This is a genomic window from Paenibacillus sp. NFR01, from assembly GCF_900111565.1.
In the GTDB taxonomy this organism is placed as follows: Bacteria; Bacillota; Bacilli; order Paenibacillales; family Paenibacillaceae; genus Paenibacillus_AQ.
Map to the genome: position 1 here is coordinate 1 of NZ_FOIK01000011.1, position 18271 is coordinate 18271.

The following is an 18271-nucleotide window of genomic DNA, read 5'->3' on the forward strand; positions in this document are numbered from 1 at the left end:
TTTCATCCTCTCTTCAGGCGAAAAGAGGAATTATCCGGTATTAGCTACCGTTTCCGGTAGTTATCCCAGTTCATGGGGCAGGTTGCCTACGTGTTACTCACCCGTCCGCCGCTAAGCTTACCCCGAAGGATAAACTCCGCTCGACTTGCATGTATTAGGCACGCCGCCAGCGTTCGTCCTGAGCCAGGATCAAACTCTCCATAAAGGTGTTTGACTTGCTCATTTAAAACATCTGACGAGAATTTGCATTCTCTTTAATACTCACTCGTTGTTCAGTTTTCAAAGATCAAACTTTGTTTCGTCACTGCAATTTCTCGTCAGCAGCGACTTTTATAATATACCATGCGTCCTTCGTTTTAGTCAAGCGTTTTTTTGAATTTCTTTTTCGCTTGATCAAAGAACCAGTTATCTGCCGATATCTTGTCCGAAGGGCCGAGAATTAATGTATCACAGATCACAAACCGCCGTCAACCCTTAAAACAGAGTTATTTTCAATCCCATGAGCATAAGCACGCCGGGAAGTCCAAGAACCGTTACGGCTCCTATCGTTGCCGGATTAAGCGGAATGCGAACCTCAGTGATGACTCCGGAGAAATTGACGATATAAATACCCAGTGCGGCAAGGATCAGATGCGTTCCAAATATCGTTAGCCAGGCCCAACCCAGTTTTTTACGGAACACAATAACAAGCAACAGCACCACCGAAACGATCAGCACACCAATAGCAGCAACCCTCACAATTGAACGCCTCCTGTCATTATCAATACCTAGGGCCGATCTGGCTGCGGTCAAGCCCCAGGTTTTTCGCATGCTTCAGGTGAATCTGATACTTGCGTTCAGCGGCTTCCAAGATGTAAATCGCGTAGTCGATCTGATCTTGTCCAACCGCCTCATCAAACATTAGGTGAGCCCGCTCCCACTCCATCTGTGCCTTGCGCACCTCGAGAAACGCATTCCATTCATCGCTCCCCCCCGCTGCTGCCTCATGCTCCTGATTGCCCTCCGGACGCCAAAACTGCCACCAAGCCATGACAATCCCTCCTTAAATGAATACCGGGCACCCGAACCGCTAGGAAGCACCCCTCTTTAATCCATTCATATCAGCGGAAGGACAAACTTAGAACAATAACTATGCACAACTTTCATCATGCCTAATAACGCAAAAAGAGCCCCGGGGGGCTCTTTTCAAATGCCGCAAATTTATCTTCTCAACCGGATTCGCTTAAAAAAGCTCGCGCCGGCCCTCCAAGGCTTTGGATAAAGTGACTTCATCCGCGTATTCCAAATCGCCGCCGACCGGCAGGCCGTGGGCAATCCGGGTGATCTTGATTTCGAAGGGTTTGACCAGCCGGGAAATGTACATCGCCGTCGCTTCCCCTTCAATATTTGGGTTGGTCGCCATGATTAACTCCTTGACCCGCTCGTCGCTGAGACGGGTAAGGAGTTCCTTAAGCCTGATATCGTCCGGCCCAATGCCCTCCATCGGAGAGATCGCGCCCTGCAGCACATGATAATAACCGTCAAACTCTTTGGTGCGTTCAATGGCCACAAGATCCTTGGACTCCTGCACCACGCAAATTACGGAAGCATCACGGGTCTTATCCTGGCAGATCCGGCACGGATCGGTATCCGTAATATTGCAGCATACCGAACAATAGTGAAGATTGCGCTTCACGCTGACCAGCGCCTTGGCAAAGTCGATAACATCATCTTCCTTCATGTTCAGCACATGAAAAGCCAGCCGGGCCGCCGTTTTCGGCCCGATTCCGGGCAGACGCGTAAAAGCCTCGATCAGCTTGGCTAGCGGTTCTGGATAATACAAAGCTTCGGTTCTCCTTTTGGGGGAGCGATAAGGTTCCTAGAACAAGCCAGGAATCTTCATGCCGCCCGTAAATTTACCCATGTCGTTGTTGGCAAGCTCTTCAGCTTTGGCAAGGGCATCATTGACTGCAGTGAGGATAAGGTCTTGCAGCATTTCCACATCATCCGGATCGACGGCTTCAGGTTTGATTTGAATGGACAGCACTTTCTTATGGCCGTTCACTTCTACGGTAACGACACCGCCGCCGGAAGTTCCCTCGATCGTTTTGCCGCCTAGTTCTTCCTGTGCTTTGAGCATTTGCTCCTGCATCTTTTTAACCTGTTTCATCATTTGGTTCATATTATTCATACTTGTCTCTCCTTCGTTAATGCGCTTATAGCGCAGATATACTGATGTGCTGCAATTATTCTTTTATGACAACGAGGTCTTCTCCAAAAAGCTGGATGGCCTCGTCAATCCATGGCTCACCTTTCTTCTCTGCAGCATCCTCATGTTCATGCTCCAGACGAAGTTCTTCGGTTCCCTGCTGAGCGGAGGACTTTTGTGAAACCTCGTTCCAGTCGCGCAGCAGTATCGTCACCAGCCGGTACGGCTTGCCGAGCCGGGTGGCAAAGACACTCTCGATCACCTGGCGGTTGGCCGGCTTCTCAGTCGTGTCACGGTGGATGGTGTTCTTGAAGGCTACAAGAATAGCGTCATCCACCACCGAAACGGGCTCCCCGTCGACAAACCAGGCGTGGACCGTAACCTTCTCTTCCTTCACACCCTGGAGCACGGCACTCCATTGCCGGGAAACGGCCGAGAAATCGGTGCTGTCCTTGCCGGCAATGTACTTGTCGAGCTGCGGCGGCAGCTTGGACGGCGCAGAAGCCCGGGGCGCTGCTGCCTGCGTGGCAGCCGGTCTGCGAGAAGCGCCGGCATCGCCGGCGGCTGACGCCACAGAACCTGATTGCAGTGCCTGCTCCAGCTTCTTCTCAAGCGCGGAGATCTGCTGTTTCAGCGCAGCAAGATCGCCTGCCGCTCCAGCGGAAGCCCCGGATACCGCAGCGCTGGAAGATGCCTCTTTCTCCTCGCTCATGCTGCAAAGCTTCATCAACGCAACCTCAAACAGAGTCTGCGGATGGGTGGCGTATTTCATTTCGCCTAGATAACGGTTCAGAATCTCTACCGTATTAAACAGGCGATCCCGGGAATAGCCTTCCGCCATGCTCCGGAAGGCTTCCGGGTTCAGTACCCGATCGGTCAAGTGATCGGCCCCAGGCACCATCTTGATCATCAAAAGATCGCGGAAATAATAAAGCAGGTTCTCCAGGCATTTATCGGCGCTTTTTCCTTCCTGCATTAATTGCTCTACATACTCCAGGAGTTTACCCATATCGCCTTCCAGTATTGCGGAAGCCAAACGGGCAAACTGTTCGGAAGGAATGCCGCCGGTCATACCCAGCACCTGTTGATACGTTACTTTACCCTCCGTAAAAGAGGAGATCTGGTCCAAAATGCTGACCGCGTCACGCATCCCGCCTTCAGACAAGCGGGCAATATACTGCAGCGCATCTTCGTCCGCAGAAATGCCCTCTTTCCGGCAAATTTCATCGAGCCGCCGCACTTGCTCTTCCAGAGCCACGCGGCGAAAGTCAAAACGCTGACAGCGGGAAATGATCGTTGCCGGCAATTTGTGCGGCTCCGTCGTTGCCAGAATAAACATGACATGCGGCGGCGGTTCTTCCAGCGTCTTCAGCAGCGCATTAAACGCTTCTGTGGTCAGCATATGCACTTCATCAATAATATACACTTTCCGGCGCACTTCGGTCGGGGCATATTTCACCTTATCCCGAAGGTCGCGGATTTCTTCTACACCCCGGTTGGAAGCGGCGTCGATTTCCTGTACATCCATAATGTTGCCGGCCGTAATGCGCAGGCAGGAAGGACATTCATTGCACGGCTCCGGGCCGGCGCCCCGTTCACAATTGACCGCTTTGGCGAGCACTTTGGCGGCGGTGGTTTTACCGGTACCCCGAGGACCGCTGAACAGATAGGCATGCGAAACCCGCTGCTCGCGAATCGCATTCTGCAGCGTCTGTATAATATGCTGCTGCCCGACCATATCTTGAAACGACTGTGGCCGCCAGGCACGGTACAGCGCGATGTGTTCCACTAGCATAACCCTCTCTCAAGCTGCCGCTTTCCGGCATTTGTCGCTATTACATTATACTATATTCGAACAGCAAAAAGCATCCTCGCCTGGGCGAAGATGCTGCTCTCATTCGTTATAAAACCGTGCACCTGTTATTGATGACCGCGATCCGAGCGGCAATCCTGCGGAACTGCTCGGGCTAGGCCACCCTCCGGCACAAGAGCAAACTCGCTTATGGCTGCTTCCTTCCGGACCTGACCAGGTTCACAAGCGCTCATTGCGGAGGACCCAACCGTCAACACAGCCCACAGGGACCAAACCTCACATCGACGGCACCGCTAACAGGAATTCAATCTCGCTACAGCGGGTTGCGAGTTACAGGGCACCGCTACCTCCCCATCTAGCACGGCGAACTTTAGTATAGCTCACGGCACTCCAAAATGCAACCCGTCCCCGCAGGGAAGAAATGGGGCAAATAAAACGAAAACCCCCAGCTGTAACAGCCGGGGGCATGACGATTAGATACCGTATTTCTTTTTGAATTTATCAACGCGACCGCCGGCGTCCACGAATTTCTGCTTACCTGTGAAGTGTGGGTGGCAGTTCGAGCAAATTTCGACGCGAAGTTCTGGTTTAACCGAACCGGCTTCAAAAGTGTTGCCGCATGCACAGGTCACCGTAGCAATGTGGTACTTAGGTTGAATTGCTTCTTTCATTATCTTTCACCTCTCTTGCCCTGGGCCTCATGCGGACTCAGAGTTATTAAAACCACAAGTATTCTAACACAAACCGTTCTTGCCCGCAAGCACTAAGTCCCATGTCATTGCAATGAGAGTGGACGAACCTTCGCCCGGGCCATCCCGGCAGGCGGAATATGGGTGAATGAGCCGATCACCACATCCGGCAGTTCTTCTCGGAAAATGTCCAGCATCGTCTTCATTCCTAGAATTTCGCCTTTGGCCGGAGGGATCAACTCCAAATAGCTTTCCGGGTCAATATTCAGATTCCGCATCTGGATCAGCTTCAGATCGGTCCGTCTGACAAATTCGACCATCGCTTCAATTTCTTCTTCACGGTCGGTTACCCCCGGAAAAATCAAATAGTTGATGGACGTGTAGACGCCTTGGGAAGCCGCGTATTTCAGCGATTTTTCAACATTAGCGAGCGTATAGCCCCGCGGTTTGTAGTAGGCATTATAATGATCGTCCAGCGCACTGATGGTACTGACCCGCATCAAATCCAGTCCGGCATCGACGATGCCGCGGATATGATCGCTCAGTCCGGCGTTGGTATTGATGTTGATATAACCCATATCGGTAACCGAACGCACATGGCGGATCGCCTCGATAATGAGCTTGGCCTGAGTCGAAGGCTCGCCTTCGCAGCCTTGGCCGAAGCTGATGATCGACTGCGGCGTCGTGAGATGCTCCAGCATAACCTCGGTGATCTCTTCCACCTTCGGCCGGAAGTTCATCCGGGTCTGCGGCGAGACAAAACCGCTGTCATCCGGCTGTTCGGAAATACAGCCGAAGCAGCCGGCGTTACAGGAATAGGATACCGGCACGGCACCTTCCCAGCGGCCCAAAAAAGTATTCGACGAGGTCAGGCATTCGTAGCCAAGCGCACAGTTGGACAAGTGATCGTAAAGGCGATTGTCCGGATATTTGGCCGTCAGACCACCTACCCCCGCCTCTACTTTATCCCGGTCGCAGTTCATCGGGTTCCATTGCTCCGGATCGTCGGTGGCATCGGCGGCTACATAGAACCCTCCATCCTTCCAGACCACGGCGGAATAACCGAACAGGGGCAGTTTATACGCTTTATCGGTCTTGATGTAGCCGGGGAGGCAAAGGCGGGTAAAGCCTTGCGGCAGCAGCGCACCTACGGCCTGTGAACCCTCCGGCAGCGCCTGCATTTCGCCCGTCTCCGGATTCATTCCGACAGCGCGCGTGGACGGCAGACCGACCAACGTAGCGCCTTCCGGGAGCGGAATCAGCTCTTCCTCCAGCATCTCTACGATCATGTCCCCGCTCCGGGCAAGGCCGTGCAATTCGGGATGATCATATACGTTTCCTTGCTCGTCGGCATATACCAAATACATGTTAATCTCCTTTTAGTTCTATTCTCAGGTAGTCGGAACCGTAGGCGCTTTAGCCCGGGTCGTCCGGCGCGCAGCGGCGCCGCTGTTCGAGGTCCCCCCGCTGCTGGCCGTACCGCTTGCCGAAGCCCCCTCACGGCCGCCGGCAACGTCGAAAGAAGCGAGGAATTCCGCATTCGTTTTGCAGTCGCGCAGCTTTTTGAGGAAGTTCTCAACAAAATCATACGATTCATTCATATTTTTACGGATCGCCCAAATGGTATCCAGTTCTTCCTTGCTCAGCAATACTTCTTCGCGGCGAGTGCCGGAACGGCGGATGTCGATGGCCGGGAAGATCCGTCGTTCAGCCAGCTTGCGATCCAGATGCAGCTCCATATTGCCAGTTCCTTTAAATTCTTCATAAATAATATCATCCATCCGGGAGCCGGTGTCAATCAGAGCAGTCGCCAGAATGGTTAAGCTGCCGCCTTCTTCCACATTTCTCGCCGAGCCAAAAAAGCGTTTCGGCCGATGAAAGGCCGCCGGATCGATACCGCCGCTAAGCGTCCGTCCAGATGGCGGAACCACCAGATTGTAAGCACGGGCCAGACGGGTAATGCTATCCAGCAGAATCACGACATCCTTCTTATGCTCCACCAGCCGCAAAGCGCGCTGCAGCACAAGCTCCGCCACTTTAATATGGTTCTCCGGAAGTTCATCAAACGTCGATGCGACCACTTCGCCCTTAACGGAACGCTGCATATCGGTCACTTCTTCGGGACGTTCATCGATCAATAGAACAAACAGTTCAATCTCAGGATTGTTCGTGGAGATGCTATTGGCGATTTCTTTCAGGAGGAGCGTTTTCCCTGCTTTGGGAGGTGCTACAATCAAACCGCGCTGCCCCAAACCAACCGGAGCGAGCAGATCCATAATTCGGGTAGACAAATGGGTAGGGGATGTTTCAAGCGGCAGCTTTTTTTGCGGATAAAGAGGTGTCAGCGCCGGAAAATGCAGACGGTCAGCCGCGCTGGCAGGATTTTCGCCGTTAACGGCGTTAACTTGAAGCAATCCGAAATAACGTTCGTTTTCCTTCGGCGTTCGGCATTTCCCCGAGACCAGGTCGCCGCTTCGCAGATCAAACTTGCGGATTTGGGAAGCCGAAATGTAGATGTCCTCAGGACTTGGCAAATAGTTGATGGGCCTCAAAAAGCCGTAGCCTTCGGGCAAAATCTCCAGCACGCCTTCCATGAACATCAGCCCGCTCTGCTCCGCCTGCGCGCGAAGGATCGCGAAGATCAACTCCCGTTTCTTGAGCTGTCCATAGTACGGAATCTGGTATTTCTTCGCCAGCTTGTACAGATCGGTCAGCTTCATTTCTTCCAAGTCGGAAATTTGAAGATCCATGTAATAACCACCTATTCAATTTTTATAAAATATGATTCTATTAAAATCCTCATTAGGATAGCATTACCCAATGCGGAAGGAGATATGCAGTAATTCCCTAAAAAACTCCTTCCGCACAAGGTCAATGCCCGGCGGTTACTCTTGCTCCCGCCATACCTCCGCTCCTAAATTACGCAGATTGCTTACCAGATTGTCGTATCCCCGGTCGATATACTCGACACCGGTCACTTCGGTCACACCGTCTTCGACGGTCAGACCGGCAATGACAAGAGCCGCACCGGCGCGCAAGTCAGCCGCCTTCACTTTGGCAGCATTAAGCTTGCTGCCCTCGATAATCGCGGAACGGCCTTCGACGCGGATTTTGGCGCCCATCCGCACAAGTTCAGGCACATGCTTGAACCGGTTGCTGTACACGAAATCGCTTAGCACACTGACGCCTTCGGCCTGTGTCAGCAAACTCGTCATCGGCGACTGCAAATCCGTGGCAAAGCCGGGATAAACGAGCGCTTTAACGTCCGCATGCTCGTAATTCGCTCTGCCGATGACACGGATGCTCTCATCCAGCTCTTCGATATCTACGCCCATCTCCAGCAGCTTGGCAGTCAGCGCCTCCAGATGCTTGGGGATGACATTATCGATCAGGACATTGCCGCGCGTAGCTGCGGCTGCAATCATATAAGTACCGGCTTGAATGCGGTCAGGAATGATGGAATGGCGGCAGCCATGCATCTCTGAAACCCCTTCAATCCGGATCGTTTCGGTGCCGGCACCTTTAATAACCGCACCCATGGAGTTCAGCAGTGTTGCAACATCTATGATCTCAGGCTCTTTAGCCGCATTTTCGATAATTGTCGCGCCTTTGGCCCGCGAGGCCGCAAGCATAATGTTGATGGTTGCACCGACGCTGGATACGTCCAGATAAATCTTTGCGCCGCGCAGTTCTTTGGCATATAAATGGATCGAGCCATGTTCGTTGGTCACCGTGGCTCCCAGTGCTTCAAACCCCTTGATGTGCTGATCGATCGGACGCGGCTCAAAATTGCAGCCGCCCGGTAGGCCAATGGTCGCTTCCTTGAATCTGCCCAAAAGCGCCCCCATCATATAATAGGAAGCCCGCAGTTTCTTGACAGGCCCGTTAGGCATAGGAATGGAAACGATACGGGAGGGGTCGATTCGCATCTGGCTGCCTGACCAAGTAACGTTTGCGCCAAGCTCCTCCAGAATCTCCGAATAAACGGCCACATCGCTAAGGGACGGCAAATTATCAAGAATAACTTCAGATTCAGCCAGTATCGCCGCAGGAATAAGCGCGATTGCGCTGTTCTTTGCCCCGCTGATCGTTACTACGCCCTCTAGCCGGCGTCCGCCGCCAATCATTAATTTTTCCATAGAATTATCAGGTTCCCCCTACGTGTACTAGCGTTGCCCCAAGTGCCGGTAAGGCTTTTGGATAATAAATAATAAAATGGAAAGACACCGGCTAAGCGGTGTGCTTTCCATAGCAGAAACATGTATAAACAGGCATGCGGCGGACAGCCCCGAAGAGGCCTGTCCGCCGATGCGATGAATGACATTAACAAACTTACGCTTTGTTGCTGGAACCGAATTCGCGGATTTTGCCGATAACGGTTTCTTTGATAGCTTCGCGGCCTGGTTGGATGAAAGTACGCGGATCGTAAGCGTCCGGTTTAGCAGCCAATACTTCGCGAACAACTTTAGCGAATGCGATTTGGTTCTCGGTGTTTACGTTGATTTTGGAAGTACCGAGGGAAATCGATTTTTGGATGTCATGCAAAGGAATGCCTGTACCGCCATGCAGCACGAGCGGAATTTGAACAGCGTCGCGGATTTCTTCCATTTCCTTGAACCCGAGGTTCGGTTCGCCGTGGTAAGGACCATGTACGGAACCAAGAGCAGGAGCCAATGTGTCGATGCCGGTTTCTTTAACGATGCGAACGCATTCGTCAAGGTTAGCATATTGAATGCCGCCAACAACGTCGTCTTCTTGACCGCCTACTGTGCCCACTTCAGCTTCAACGGAAACGCCTTTGGCATGAGCGTATTCAACGACCTTTTTGGTCATTTCTACGTTCTCTTCGATTGGGTGGTGGGAGCCGTCGATCATAACGGAAGTGAATCCGGCGTCGATTGCTTCTTTACATTTGTCGAAGCTGGAGCCGTGGTCGAGGTGAATCGCTACTGGAACAGAGATTTTCAGGTCATGCATCAGACCTTCCACCATTTTAACAACGGTGTAGAATCCGCTCATATGGCGGGCAGCACCTTCGGAAACGCCCAGGATTACCGGGGATTTCTCGGCTTCTGCTGCAGACAGAATCGCTTGGGTCCATTCAAGGTTGTTGATGTTGAATTGTCCTACGGCATATTTACCTTCCAGAGCTTTGTTGAGCATGTCAGTCATCGATACTAATGGCATGGTTTCAATCCTCCTAAAATTGTGGGGTTGCTTATAAAAAGCCGACATCACATACAGGCTTATTATAGCACATCCGATGTCAAATACTAAATAGGATACACAAAAAAATGTCCCGGTGGGACGATATTTATCCAGCCCTTCGCCGGCAAGTATCCTCTTTTAGATTATCCATTACGGCGTTCGCCCAAACTTCCCGGTTCGGAGGCTGTCCGCTAGTTATGTGAATCAACGGATTTATTGAATAAATGCATATTTACAGCTACACGCATCTCATCGATGTCAAACGGCTTGGTGAAATGCATCAGCGCACCCATTTTGGTCGCTTCCTTAATCATGTCGAGCTCCCCGTAGGCGGTCATCATAATCACCTTAATCTCCGGATCAATTTCTTTCAGATATTTCAAAATTTCCAGCCCGTCCATTCCCGGAATCTTCATGTCCAAAAGCACCAGATCGGGCGATTCCGCACGTACGATTTCGAGCGCCGTTTTTCCGTTCGCGGCTTGAAAGGTGGTGTAACCTTCGCTATTGAATACTTCCATGAGGAGAATCCGGATTCCGTTCTGATCATCGACGATTAACACTTTCTTCTTTTCCATTTCATACCCTCCCAGATTAAAGGCAAATGTCTACACCGCGCCCTCGCACAGCTAACGGTTTCTCAAATAACGAGCGATAAAGTCCATACGAAACCTATTATTCGTGACAGACAGTCAAAATCCTGCTAATTGGATAAAAAGGGGAAATCTGAAAAAAGAAAAAAGGACCTCTGGCTAGAGGTCCTTTTCACCGTTTATTTACAGCTGTTCGGTATGCGTCAGCGAAGCCTTGACGAATTCGCGGAACAGCGGCTGCGGACGGTTAGGGCGCGACGTGAATTCCGGATGGAACTGCACGGAGAGGAACCACGGATGTCCCGGAAGCTCAACAATTTCGACCAGGCGTCCGTCCGGACTGGTGCCGGAGATCACAAGGCCGGCTTTCTCGATTTCATCGCGGTAAGCGTTGTTGAATTCGTACCGGTGACGGTGACGTTCATACACCAGCTCATCGTCGTAGCAGGACATGGCCAGGGAATCCGGAAGCAATTTGCAAGGGTACAGGCCAAGGCGCATGGTGCCGCCCATGTCTTCGATATCCTTTTGCTCCGGCAGCAGGTCGATCAGCGGATGCGGCGTAGTCGGATCGATCTCCGAGCTGTTCGCGCCGGCGAGCCCAAGAATGGATCGGCCGTATTCGATCACGGATACCTGCATGCCGAGGCAGATGCCGAAGAACGGAATCCGCTGCTCGCGGGCATAACGGATCGCGGAAATTTTGCCTTCGATGCCGCGGTCGCCGAAGCCGCCCGGCACGAGAATGCCGCCGACGCCGCCCAGAAGCTCGTCCACATTCTCATCGGTCACCAGCTCCGCATCGACCCAGCGCACTTTGACTTCGGCGTTCGCTGCAAAGCCGGCGTGGGACAGCGATTCCACTACGCTCAAATAAGCGTCGTGCAAAGCAACGTATTTGCCGACGATGGCAATCTCAACGTTGCGCTCCAGCTGCTGAATCCGGCCAAGCATGCTTTCCCATTCGCGCATATCGGGCGCAGGGGTCGTCAGCTTCAGATGGTTGACGACGATTTCGTCCAGCCCTTCGTTGCGCAGGTTCAGCGGAACCTCATACAGCGTGGAGGCGTCGCGGCACTCTACTACCGCGCTTGCGTCGATGTCGCAGAACAGGGCGATTTTTCCCTTCATGTCCTGGGACAGCGGATATTCGGTCCGGCAGACGATGACATTCGGCTGGATGCCGATGCTGCGAAGTTCCTTAACGCTGTGCTGGGTCGGCTTGGTTTTTACTTCGCCCGCCGCTTTGATGTAAGGGATCAGCGTCACATGGATGTACATGACGTTCTCCCGGCCGATATCGCTTTTGATCTGGCGAATCGCTTCGAGGAACGGCAAGCTCTCAATATCGCCGACCGTGCCCCCGATTTCGGTAATGACCACGTCCGAGCCGGTCTCGCGTCCCGCACGGAATACGCGCTCCTTGATTTCGTTCGTAATATGCGGGATGACCTGGACCGTTCCGCCCAGATACTCTCCGCGCCGTTCTTTGCTGATGACGGAGGAATAGATTTTACCCGTTGTCACGTTGCTGTTCTTGGACAGGTTAATATCGATAAACCGTTCGTAGTGCCCCAAGTCAAGGTCGGTCTCCGCGCCGTCGTCCGTGACAAAAACTTCACCGTGCTGGTAGGGACTCATGGTTCCAGGGTCCACGTTAATGTAAGGATCGAATTTCTGAATGGTCACCTTGAGGCCTCTGTTCTTGAGCAGCCTGCCGAGCGAAGCGGCGGTGATTCCCTTGCCCAAGGAAGACACGACGCCACCCGTTACAAAAATATACTTTGTCACTGTAAAACCCTCCTAAATAAAGTCCAGAAGTCAGGCGACGCTTTTGTTTATCGTAACCTTTTTCTCCATGATCAAAACGGGGAAACTGCTCTAAAAAAACAAAAAAGTGACACCCGTAGCACCGGGGCACTTTTTATTTTTGAAAACAAATATTTACTTTCCTTTAGAAGCCCATGCAATAGTGTACATTGACCATCCTACCTGTGTCAAGGGAGGATTTACACCATTTCGGACGGATTAATAATCGTCGTCCTCATCGGCATTATCCGATTCCTCATCGAGGTCATCCTCGGACTCTTCATCCTCTTCATCGGACTCTTCGTCGATCTCTTCCTCGTCGAGCACGACGTCTTCGTCTACTTCGCTGTCGTCGTCGGAATACAGGTCGTCGCGATCTTCGTCGATCGTATCGAAATCCTCTTCATCCGAAGCATAGCTGTCGTCGTCCTCGGTAAAGTCGTCGTCTTCCAGATCGTCGTCTTCGTCGTTGATGATCCGCGGACGTTTGGAGTTGCCGACCGGATCGTCGGAGCGCTCCAGCGGATACCATCGTTTCAGGCCCCAGAGGTTGGTGCCGACACAGGCGAACCGTCCGTCGATATTGATCTCCGTATATAGCTGGGCAATGGTTTCGTTGGTTTCTTCTTCGGTCATTCCGCGCAGCTTGGCCACTTCGACCATCAAATCGCGGTAATAATAAGGGGTATTCGCTGCTTTCAGCACGAGGAATGCCAAATCGACCATCGGCATTTCTCTGACTTTCTCAGGGTCCAACTTTAAATTGAGTGGCGTACTCACTAAAGGACACTTCCTCTCACGCATTGTTCACAAACCTAAGTAAAACCTATTTGTAAACAAATTGCAAGTCAAATGCGGCACCGGCGGGGCAAGGTTCAGCGTCAGGCACGCAGGCTCCGGAATGCGGCAAGTTGAAAACGGTATCGGAAAAGAAAAAGGCGGAGGAAATTCCTCCGCGCATGACTGTACCCACGCCAAGGATCGGCTCCTTACGGGATGTTGCAAAGAGAGTGCGAAATCTCTTCCTTGTATTTTATGTATCGCCGCATCTTTTGACACGATGGGCAGCCCAATTCGCCAAAAAAGGGCAAGTTCCCATTCGGACGCCTGCCTCTCTTCATACTATATGTCAGCACGGCACCGAGGAGGGGACGGCGTAACTTATGGACTATTTCGGGTTTTGGCAGATGCTGCTTGAAGAAATAAAGGCTGCCCCCAAACACGCAGAGCGCCGCATAGTTACTTTCAATGACGCCCGCCATTATGCCGGAGCGCTGCAGCAATGGAGATCCCTGCGGACGAAACGCCCGCACCTGCGCCAAATTCAAATCTCTCCGCTGATCCGGGCTTTCTTTGTACCAGCCGCGGGGGCGGAGCGGCTGATGGACAAATACGCGTCTACGCTGAGCATCGAAGAGGATTTCCGCATCAAGGTCCACTCGCTTCCGGGGGAAAAAGCCGGCACCGCCGTGATTCCCTGGGGCGTGAAAGCGATTCATGCCCCGGGAGCCTGGTCTAAATCGACCGGCGTCCATGTCAAGATCGGCGTGATCGATACCGGCGCAGACTTTCGCCATCCCGACCTGAAGCACTCGCTTGCTTCCGGCGTCAATCTGCTGCACCGCGGCATGCTGCCGATCGACGACAACGGGCACGGCACCCATATCGCCGGGACGCTGGCTGCCGCGGGCGGAACGCGCGGCATGATGGGCGTGGCGCCGCGGGCGCTGCTGTATCCGGTCAAGGCGTTCGATCATAGCGGCTCGGCTTACGTGTCCGACATTGTGCTCGGCATCGACTGGTGCGTACAGAACAAGATCGACATCATCAATATGAGCTTCGGCATGAAAACAAGAAGCCGGGCGCTGCACGATGTGGTGATCAAGGCCTACCGGGCCGGGATCGCCATCGTCGCTTCTTCCGGCAATGACGGCAAACGCGGCGGCGATTACCCGGCGCGTTATCCGGAGACGATTGCCGTCGGGGCGCTGGACCGCAGGCAGCGCGTCGCCGCCTTCAGCAACCGCGGATCGTACATCGACGTGTACGGTCCGGGCGAAGGCGTGCCCTCCTGCTGGCTGAAGGAGGGCTATAAGGAAATGAGCGGCACGTCCATGGCGACGTCGCATGTGACGGGCGCGGCGGCGCTGCTGCTCGCGCTGCGCCCCGGCCTTTCGCCGCGGGAGCTGAAGCTGCTCCTGCGGCGGACCGCGCAGCCCGTGCGGCTACGCAAGGGCCAGCGCCGCGCCGCGCTCGGCGGCGGCGCGGCGGATGCCCTGCGCCTCCTGCGCGCAGGGGTGCGGGCCAAACGCGCGGCGGAGGCCAAGGTGTCCGACGCCGCGCGCGGGTAAAGCAAAAGCTCCGCCTCCCCGGTTCGCTGCGGGGAGGCGGAGCTTTATTAAGTTCTCGGGGCCTCGCAAAGCACCTGACTTTGCTTCGAAGCCCTAAACCCCACTTTGTGGGGTAGTATTACATGCGCTCCGGCGCGGTTACGCCGACCAGGCGCAGCACGTTGGCGATAGTGGTGCGCACCGCGCCGAGCAGCGCGAGGCGGGCCACCGTCTGCGCGGCATCTTCGGTAATGACGCGCTCGGCCTTGTAGTAGCTGTGGAACAGCGCCGCCAAGTCGTAGACGTAGCGGATCAGGCGGTGCGGCGCATAACCGGCAGCCGCGACGGCGATTTCTGCCGGCAGCTCGCCGACCTTGCGCAGCAGGTCGTATTCATGCGCAGCCGTAAGCTTGCCATAATCCACGGCGGACGGCTCCGGCAGCGCGATGCCTTGCTCTTCGGCCTGGCGGAAAATGCTGCAGATCCGCGCATGCGCGTACTGTACATAATAGACCGGATTTTCATTGGAAGTGGATACGGCAAGGTCCATGTCGAAATCAAGATGCGAGTCCATGCTGCGCATCGTAAAGAAATAGCGGATGGCATCGAGGCCCACTTCTTCCATCAGGTCTTCCATCGTTACCGCTTTGCCGGTACGTTTGGACATTTTGACCTTTTCCCCGTTCTGGAACAGGCTGACCATTTGCGCGATCAGCACGACCAGCTTCTCGGGATCGTTGCCGAGCGCGGACATAGCCGCTTTCATCCGCGGGATGTAGCCGTGGTGGTCGGCACCCCAGATGTTGATCATTTTATCGTAGCCGCGGCCGTATTTATCGCTATGGTAAGCGATATCCGGCGTCAGATACGTATAGGTGCCGTCGTTTTTGATCAGCACGCGGTCTTTGTCATCGCCGTATTTGGTCGTGTTCAGCCAGGTGGCTCCGTCCTGGTCATATACTTCACCGCGCTCGCGCAGCTCGTCCAGTGCACGCAGCACTTCTCCGTTCTCATACAGCGAAGTTTCGCTGAACCAGATGTCGAATTCGACACGGAAGCGGCCCAGATCGCGTTTGATCTTCTCCAGCTCTTTGGTCAATCCGTAGCTGCGCAGGAAGGCCTCGCGTTCGCCCGGCTCCATGGACAGCAGCGCGTCGCCTTTTTCCGCAACTAGTTCCTTGGCAAAACCTTTAATGTCTTCGCCGTGGTAGCCGTCTTCCGGCATCTCCGCTTGCTGGCCCAGCTCCTGCAAATACCGGGCTTCGATCGACTTGGACAGGTTCGCTACCTGATTGCCGGCGTCGTTGATGTAATATTCGCGCGTAACGGAATATCCGGCATAATCAAGCAGGTTGCACAGCGCATCGCCGACCGCGGCTCCGCGGGCATGGCCCAGATGAAGGCTTCCCGTAGGGTTCGCGCTGACGAATTCCACCTCGACCTTCTGCCCTTGACCGGCGTCGATCCGGCCGTAGTTCTCGCCTTGCTCCGCCACAAGCGGGATGATCGGGTACAGATAACTTTTGGATAGCGTAAAGTTAATGAAGCCCGGTCCGGCAATCTCAGCCTTCTCTATAGAAGCTTTGCCAGTATCCAGATGCTCGATGATCGCCTCGGCGATTTGGCGCGGATTGCGTTTGGCGATTTTGGTCAGCTGCATGGCGGCATTGGTGGCCAAATCTCCATGGGCTTTATCCTTCGGCACTTCCAGCACGATGGCCGGGAGCTCCTCTCTCGTGACGAGTCCGGCGGCAACCGCCGCATCGGCGATCGCTTCCTTCACCCGTACATCGACGAGCTGAAGCGGATTTTGACTTTGTGTCATGTTCATTGTTCCTCCTGTATATGCAAACTGATTGCGAATTGTCCCGATAACTCCTCGTAAACATACAAGTCGTACTCCCAGGCTACGCTCAGCGAGCGGCCCTGCCGGACCAGCTCCAGCTTCCGTACATCCGTAGAAAGGTTGAACTGTGTATAGGGCGAGCGGTAAAAGCCCGGCAGCTTACGCCCCTCCGCGAAAGACTGCTCGGATTCGACTGCGCCGTGGCGGATCAGCTTCAGTTCGTCCGGCGTTAATTTTATCGTTGTACGTACAGACTGCGGATCGCCCTGCGGACCCTTGAGCGTCTCTTCAAACCGGACATACAGCCGCCGGCCTTGGGCGATTGCTTCCCCGTTTGTTGTTATCACCGTACGCTGGCCGTCTTGCAGGCTATCAAGCGTAACCGAAACGGCATATTTGCCGGTTCCGAAATCCGTCATGTTGGTTCACCGCTTATTCATCAATATTCGCCTTCCCATTGTACACTATATCCAGTCCATAAAAGCAATTCAATGGCAATTTCAATTTTCACTCCATAAAAAACCGCTTTGCGGACGGAATAGCTTGCTCCCGTCTGCAAAGCGGTTTCTGTGTGGCTTCTAAGCTTGACCGGCTTATCGGCTGTTTCCTTTAAACGTAAGTTTGGCCTGCCAGCTGCTTCCGCCATCGCTTGTGGCGTAGAGAATGGCTTCGCCGTTCAGGCCACGTACGGCCATCCAGCCTTTTGTGCTGTCCGGGAAGGAAATGATCCCTTCGTAGCCCGGTACCGGCGGAAGGTTGGTCCAGGTTTTGCCCGCATTTAGAGAACGGCCCACGGCCACTTCTCCGCCTGCCGGCGAATAGCCGACCAGGAAGGCCGAAGCGTCGCCGACCAGTTGCATGTTGCCCGGTTTGCCTTTGGCCGGACCTTTGTCATGCTGCAATGCGCCGCTGCCAGGCGCCGGGCCGCCGCCTGCCGTCGACTCCGCGATCACCCGCGTCCAGGTTTTACCCTGATTGGCGCTGGCATACAGCGAATACGAGGTCTGGCTCATACCCGTTCCGCCGTACAGCAGGGCGTAAACTTGCTTGCCGCTGGCGTATACACGGCCAAACTCGGGATAAGCAAAGGATGCGGTAAGCGACAACGACCAAGACTTGCCGCCGTTCGCCGTCTTCATGACTTTATAGCTCGCGCCCGGTTGCACCACTACCGCCCAGCCGTTCTGGCGGCTGGTAAACTCGGCGCCGCGGGTGTTGGCCGGCGTAGCGACTCTGGTCCAGGTAACGCCCCCATCCGCAGTGTAATACGTCGAGGCCCGGTTGTACCCGAAGCCATGCGTATTGTCGAGAAAATCGATGCGTTCGAAGGTTACCGCGCCGCTGCCGAGGCGTTTCCAAGTGGCTCCGCCGTCCGCGGTGGCGATCAAATAGACCTGTTGTCCGTCTTGCACGGATGCCAGCGCCCAGCCATGCACGTTATTCGGGAAATCGATATCCCGGAAATTCCACTGGCCTTCATAAATTTTCTGGAACTGGCAGCCGCCGTCGGATGTTCCGATCATAAAGCCGTTTCCGGCGGCCCGGCCGGTATCCGCATTCAGAAATTCAATATCGGAAAAAGCCATCGTTGCGCCCGAAGCCGCATTTTTGACTTGCAGCTCGGGAAGCAATCCATGGTCGCCGCTGCCGCATACGGGCGCGGCCGCTGAAGCCGTACGGTTAAATCCCGGGACTGCCAGAAGCAGCAATCCCGCCAGCAGGAAAGCGATCGCTTTCCGCTGCCAATGTGGGGTTCGTTTCATGTTGTGCACCTCCTGAAATATATATACCCTTC

Annotated in this window: 17 protein-coding genes, 1 rRNA gene and 1 other RNA gene; 1 reads left to right on the forward strand and 18 read right to left on the reverse strand. The window is 54.1% G+C overall.

What is annotated here, in order from left to right:
• From BMW84_RS23875 to rpoE, 15 genes are all read right to left on the reverse strand, one after another.
• A 16S ribosomal RNA gene (locus BMW84_RS23875) occupies positions 1–205 on the reverse strand; the annotation flags it as partial.
• Positions 206–474: 269 nt separating this feature from the next.
• Positions 475–738, reverse strand: a complete 264-nt coding sequence (locus tag BMW84_RS23880; RefSeq protein WP_091072925.1) for a pro-sigmaK processing inhibitor BofA family protein — start codon at positions 736–738, stop codon at positions 475–477.
• Positions 739–760: 22 nt separating this feature from the next.
• The gene (locus BMW84_RS23885) at positions 761–1030 is read right to left on the reverse strand and encodes a DUF2508 family protein (protein ID WP_091072926.1); all 270 of its coding nucleotides are present in this window, start codon (positions 1028–1030) and stop codon (positions 761–763) included.
• Positions 1031–1222: 192 nt separating this feature from the next.
• The gene (gene recR, locus BMW84_RS23890; protein ID WP_091072928.1) at positions 1223–1822 is read right to left on the reverse strand and encodes a recombination mediator RecR; all 600 of its coding nucleotides are present in this window, start codon (positions 1820–1822) and stop codon (positions 1223–1225) included.
• 36 nt (positions 1823–1858) lie between these two features.
• On the reverse strand, positions 1859–2170 hold the full coding sequence (locus tag BMW84_RS23895; RefSeq protein WP_091072929.1) for a YbaB/EbfC family nucleoid-associated protein: 312 nt from the start codon (positions 2168–2170) through the stop codon (positions 1859–1861).
• A gap of 55 nt (positions 2171–2225) precedes the next feature.
• Positions 2226–3977 carry a DNA polymerase III subunit gamma/tau gene (gene dnaX / locus BMW84_RS23900; RefSeq protein ID WP_091072931.1) on the reverse strand — a complete coding sequence of 584 codons (1752 nt, stop codon included), beginning with the start codon at positions 3975–3977 and terminating at the stop codon, positions 2226–2228.
• 120 nt (positions 3978–4097) lie between these two features.
• Positions 4098–4365: signal recognition particle sRNA large type (gene ffs, locus BMW84_RS23905), an RNA gene on the reverse strand.
• Positions 4366–4474: 109 nt separating this feature from the next.
• Positions 4475–4672, reverse strand: coding sequence for a 50S ribosomal protein L31 (gene rpmE, locus BMW84_RS23910; protein ID WP_091072933.1), 198 nt, complete (start codon positions 4670–4672; stop codon positions 4475–4477).
• Positions 4673–4776: 104 nt separating this feature from the next.
• Positions 4777–6057 (reverse strand): radical SAM family protein, encoded by a 1281-nt coding sequence (locus BMW84_RS23915; protein WP_091072934.1) that lies wholly within the window; start codon positions 6055–6057, stop codon positions 4777–4779.
• Between the two features lie 24 nt (positions 6058–6081).
• Positions 6082–7440, reverse strand: coding sequence for a transcription termination factor Rho (gene rho / locus BMW84_RS23920; RefSeq protein ID WP_091072936.1), 1359 nt, complete (start codon positions 7438–7440; stop codon positions 6082–6084).
• A 135-nt stretch (positions 7441–7575) separates the two neighbouring features.
• A complete protein-coding gene (locus BMW84_RS23925; RefSeq protein ID WP_091072937.1) occupies positions 7576–8829 on the reverse strand; it encodes a UDP-N-acetylglucosamine 1-carboxyvinyltransferase in 1254 nt (417 codons plus the stop codon).
• A gap of 193 nt (positions 8830–9022) precedes the next feature.
• Positions 9023–9877: a class II fructose-1,6-bisphosphate aldolase gene (fba, locus tag BMW84_RS23930; RefSeq protein ID WP_091072939.1), complete on the reverse strand. Its 855-nt coding sequence runs from the start codon at positions 9875–9877 to the stop codon at positions 9023–9025.
• Positions 9878–10089: 212 nt separating this feature from the next.
• Positions 10090–10476 carry a response regulator gene (locus BMW84_RS23935; protein ID WP_091072941.1) on the reverse strand — a complete coding sequence of 129 codons (387 nt, stop codon included), beginning with the start codon at positions 10474–10476 and terminating at the stop codon, positions 10090–10092.
• 198 nt (positions 10477–10674) lie between these two features.
• A complete protein-coding gene (locus BMW84_RS23940; RefSeq protein WP_091072942.1) occupies positions 10675–12282 on the reverse strand; it encodes a CTP synthase in 1608 nt (535 codons plus the stop codon).
• A gap of 237 nt (positions 12283–12519) precedes the next feature.
• Positions 12520–13080 carry a DNA-directed RNA polymerase subunit delta gene (rpoE, locus tag BMW84_RS23945; RefSeq protein WP_091072944.1) on the reverse strand — a complete coding sequence of 187 codons (561 nt, stop codon included), beginning with the start codon at positions 13078–13080 and terminating at the stop codon, positions 12520–12522.
• Positions 13081–13463: 383 nt separating this feature from the next.
• Between rpoE and BMW84_RS23950 the strand changes: the two genes are divergently transcribed.
• Positions 13464–14651 carry a S8 family peptidase gene (locus tag BMW84_RS23950; protein WP_091072945.1) on the forward strand — a complete coding sequence of 396 codons (1188 nt, stop codon included), beginning with the start codon at positions 13464–13466 and terminating at the stop codon, positions 14649–14651.
• Positions 14652–14769: 118 nt separating this feature from the next.
• Here the strand turns inward: BMW84_RS23950 and argS are convergent, their stop codons facing one another.
• The 3 genes from argS to BMW84_RS23965 form a co-directional block, all read right to left on the reverse strand.
• Positions 14770–16455 (reverse strand): arginine--tRNA ligase, encoded by a 1686-nt coding sequence (argS, locus tag BMW84_RS23955; RefSeq protein WP_091072947.1) that lies wholly within the window; start codon positions 16453–16455, stop codon positions 14770–14772.
• A gap of 2 nt (positions 16456–16457) precedes the next feature.
• Positions 16458–16895, reverse strand: coding sequence for a YwiB family protein (locus BMW84_RS23960; RefSeq protein WP_091072949.1), 438 nt, complete (start codon positions 16893–16895; stop codon positions 16458–16460).
• 174 nt (positions 16896–17069) lie between these two features.
• Positions 17070–18239 carry a sialidase family protein gene (locus BMW84_RS23965; RefSeq protein WP_091072951.1) on the reverse strand — a complete coding sequence of 390 codons (1170 nt, stop codon included), beginning with the start codon at positions 18237–18239 and terminating at the stop codon, positions 17070–17072.
• Between the last annotated feature and the right edge of the window lie 32 nt (positions 18240–18271).